The 3651-nt window shown below is 71.2% G+C and carries 4 protein-coding genes; 2 read left to right on the forward strand and 2 right to left on the reverse strand.

Going from position 1 to position 3651, the window contains the following annotated elements; all coding sequences use genetic code 11:
- Both B9S61_RS00665 and B9S61_RS00670 read right to left on the reverse strand, forming a co-directional pair.
- Window positions 1-944, reverse strand: a 944-nt coding sequence (locus B9S61_RS00665) for a MoxR family ATPase (protein WP_103540421.1), incomplete at its 3' end; no start/stop codon positions are given.
- Window positions 945-1202: 258 nt separating this feature from the next.
- A complete protein-coding gene (locus tag B9S61_RS00670; protein ID WP_374936165.1) occupies window positions 1203-1781 on the reverse strand; it encodes a beta-class carbonic anhydrase in 579 nt (192 codons plus the stop codon).
- A 419-nt stretch (window positions 1782-2200) separates the two neighbouring features.
- On the opposite strand from B9S61_RS00670, the gene rsmH reads away from it, so the two are divergent.
- Window positions 2201-3157 carry a 16S rRNA (cytosine(1402)-N(4))-methyltransferase RsmH gene (gene rsmH / locus B9S61_RS00680; RefSeq protein ID WP_103540423.1) on the forward strand — a complete coding sequence of 319 codons (957 nt, stop codon included), beginning with the start codon at window positions 2201-2203 and terminating at the stop codon, window positions 3155-3157.
- Window positions 3158-3263: 106 nt separating this feature from the next.
- The coding region (locus B9S61_RS00685; protein WP_103540424.1) for a hypothetical protein at window positions 3264-3651 on the forward strand (388 nt) is incomplete at its 3' end.

Consider the following 3651-nt stretch of genomic DNA (forward strand, 5'->3'; position numbering starts at 1 on the left):
CGCTGCACGATCTCCTGCACCACCTGCTCGGCGGTACGCCGGTTGAGCTGGGCCTGGGCGGTGGGCAGCAGCCGGTGGGCGAGGACGGCCGAGGCGAGTGCCTGCACGTCGTCCGGCAGCGCGTAGTCCCGGCCGCCGAGGGCCGCCGCCGCCTTCGCCGCGCGCAGCAGGTGCAGCGTCGCGCGGGGTGAGGCGCCGAGTCTGAGATCGGGGTGCGTGCGGGTGGCGGCGACCAGGTCCACCGCGTACCGGCGGATCGGTTCGGCCACGTACACGTCGCGCACCGCCTCGATCAGCTTCAGGATCTCGTGCGCGTGCGCCACCGGCTGGAGGTCCTCCAGCGGCGAGACGCCCCCGTGCACGTCCAGCATCTGCAGTTCGGCCTCCGCGCTCGGGTAGCCGACCGAGACGCGGGCCATGAAACGGTCGCGCTGGGCCTCCGGCAGCGGGTAGGTGCCCTCCATCTCCACCGGGTTCTGCGTCGCCACGACCATGAACGGGCTGGGCAGCTCGTAGGTCTTGCCGTCGATGGTGACCTGGCGCTCCTCCATCGACTCCAGCAGCGCGGACTGGGTCTTCGGCGAGGCGCGGTTGATCTCGTCGCCGATCACCACCTGCGCGAAGATGGCGCCCGGCTTGAACTCGAAATCACGGCGCTGCTGGTCCCAGATGGACACACCGGTGATGTCCGAGGGCAGCAGGTCCGGCGTGAACTGGATCCGCCGCACCGAGCAGTCGATGGACCGCGCCAGCGCCTTGGCCAGCATCGTCTTGCCGACTCCCGGCACATCCTCGATGAGCAGATGTCCCTCGGCGAGCAGTACGGTCAGCGAGAGCCGTACGACCTCAGGCTTTCCCTCGATCACGCCTTCCACCGAACTCCGCACGCGTTCCACCACGGCGGTCAGATCAGTGAGGCTCGCTCGATCGTCATAGGTCGTCACCCGGCCCTCCTCGGCCTTTTCCCGCGCTCCACGAGGGAGCGGGGAACCCCAAATGTCCCGGGCCGACGCCTTCTCCGCGGACCGGCCCACCCCGAATCACGGACACCACGCGGGAAAAGTTCCGCGTGACGCCACTTCCGCATTGTCGCCGCCGTTACCGATTCGTGTCACTCGTCTGTGGACAACTGACAGCGATATGTCAGCTCTTACGACTGGAACGGCTCCGGAGTTCAGCAGATCCCCGGGGCGGGCGTCCACTCAGGCGGGGTCGATCTCGCGCAGCAGACCCGACTTCACGTCGAAGACGAAGCCCCGCACGTCGTCGGTGTGCAGCAGGAACGGCGAGGTCCGCACCCTGGCCATCGACTGGCGCACGTCCTGGTCGACGTCCCGGAAGGCCTCCACCGCCCATGCGGGGCGCTGGCCCACCTCCATCTCCAGATCGTGCCGGAACTCCTCGGTGATGGACTCCAGACCGCAGTTGGTGTGGTGGATGAGGACCACGCTGCGGGTGCCGAGTGCCCGCTGGCTGATGGTCAGCGAACGGATCACGTCGTCGGTGACCACGCCGCCCGCGTTGCGGATCGTGTGGCAGTCGCCGAGCGAGAGACCCAGCGCGTCGTGCAGGTCCAGGCGCGCGTCCATGCACGCCACCACCGCCACGTGCAGCACCGGGCGGGCGTCCATGCCCGGGTCGGTGAAGGCGGCCGCGTACTGCTCGTTGGCTTCGACCAGACGGTCGGTGATCTTGCCGGCGGTGGCGGTGGCGGTGGCGGTGGCGGTGGCGGTGGCGGTGGCGGTGCTGGAGCCTGCGGGGACCGATGCGGAAGTCGTCATACTCATGACGGTAATGGTCAGGAGGGCGCCAGGCCCGTTGTGAGGGGGGACAAAGAACGTCAGCGATCCTTGTTGTGAGGTAATCCACACGAGTGGCGTGAGTCCCCTCCCAAGGATGATTCGCCCGACGTATCCCTTGACTCGCGGTGCGTGCCGCGACGCGCAGGCCGGTTGATTGACCGGGCGTGACCGTGGACTAAAGTGACGCCGAGCGGGAGGCGAGACCGCCCGCTGCACTGATTTCCCGGAGACCCCCGGCCACGACCGGGGAGTCTCCCCGCGTGCGCGGCGCGTACGTACGGCTCGGCCTCCTCCTCCCGCCGCCGCTCGGCCGAAGCTCCGGCGCCGGCCGCCCCTCCACCGGGGGAGGGCGGGGACCCGGCGGTGCGTGAACGCCGCGCCGGATCTGAGAGGGCCCCTTGAGCCAACGTCGACACGTCCCGGTGATGCTCCAGCGGTGCCTGGACCTGTTGGCGCCCGCCCTGGAGCAGCCCGGAGCCGTGGTGGTCGACTGCACGCTGGGGCTCGGCGGCCACAGCGAGGCCCTGCTCCGGCGCTTCCCCGAGGCCCGGCTCGTCGCACTGGACCGCGACAAGGAAGCCCTGCGCCTGTCCGGCGAGCGGCTCGCCCCCTTCGGCGAGCGGGCCACCCTGGTGCACGCCGTCTACGACGAGCTCCCCGACGTGCTCGACCGGCTCGGCGTCCCGCGCGTGCGGGGCGTCCTGTTCGACCTCGGGGTGTCCTCCATGCAGCTCGACGAGGCGGACCGCGGCTTCGCCTACGCCCAGGACGCCCCGCTCGACATGCGGATGGACCAGACGACCGGCCTCGGCGCGGCCGAGGTCCTCAACACCTATCCGCCCGGCGAACTCGTCCGCATCCTGCGCGCGTACGGCGAGGAGAAGCAGGCCAAGCGGATCGTGTCCGCCGTCGTGCGCGAGCGCGAGAAGGAGCCGTTCACCAACAGTGCACGCCTGGTCGAGCTGATCCGGGACGCACTGCCGCAGGCCGCCAAGCGCACCGGCGGCAACCCGGCCAAGCGCACCTTCCAGGCCCTGCGGATCGAGGTCAACGGCGAGCTGACGGTGCTGGAGCGGGCGATCCCGGCGGCCGTCAGGTCCCTGTCCGTGGGCGGACGGATCGCCGTGCTGTCGTACCACTCCCTCGAGGACCGCCTCGTCAAGCAGGTGTTCGCGGCCGGCGCCGCCACCACCGCCCCGCCCGGACTCCCGGTCGTCCCCGAGCAGTACCAGCCGAGGCTCAAGCTGCTCACGCGCGGTGCCGAACTTCCCACCGAGGAGGAGATCGCCGAGAACCGCCGCGCGGCCCCCGCGCGGCTGCGCGGCGCCGAGCGGATCAGGGAGGACGTCGGGTGAACCGCCGGCGGCACCGGCCCCGCACACGGCACGAGGGCACGGACGGCGCATGAGGCGGGCGACGGGCCGGCGTACGGGCGGGACGAACGAACTCAGGGGAGCGTGAGTGAGTAGGAAACCCGGACTGAAAGGGCGGCCCGGACCGGCGGGACGGCCCGAGCTGAGGGGGCGGGCGGCCCGGCTCGCGCAGTTCCTGCCCACCGGCCGGGCCCAGGCGGCCCGCACCCCCTTCGTCCTGCTCGTCGTGCTGCTCCTCGGCGGCGGTCTGATCGGTCTCCTGGTGCTGAACTCCGCCCTCAGCGAAGGCGCCTTCCGGCTCGACGACCTCCAGCGGGAGACCAAGGACCTCACCGACGAGGAACAGGCCCTGCAGCGCGACATCGGCGCCTACTCCGCCCCCGACGCCCTCCAGCGCCGGGCACGCGAGCTCGGCATGGTGCCCGGCGGCGACCCCGCCTTCCTGGCCCCCGACGGCAAGGTCCGGGGCGTACCCA

Origin of the sequence: Streptomyces sp. SM1 (genome assembly GCF_002910825.1) — a bacterium.
GTDB lineage: Bacteria > Actinomycetota > Actinomycetes > Streptomycetales > Streptomycetaceae > Streptomyces > Streptomyces okerensis.

Coding starts and splice junctions, on each gene's coding strand:
- B9S61_RS00670 (WP_374936165.1), bottom strand. CDS start 1,781: ATGACGACTTCCGCATCGGTCCCCGCAGGCTCCAGCACCGCCACCGCC.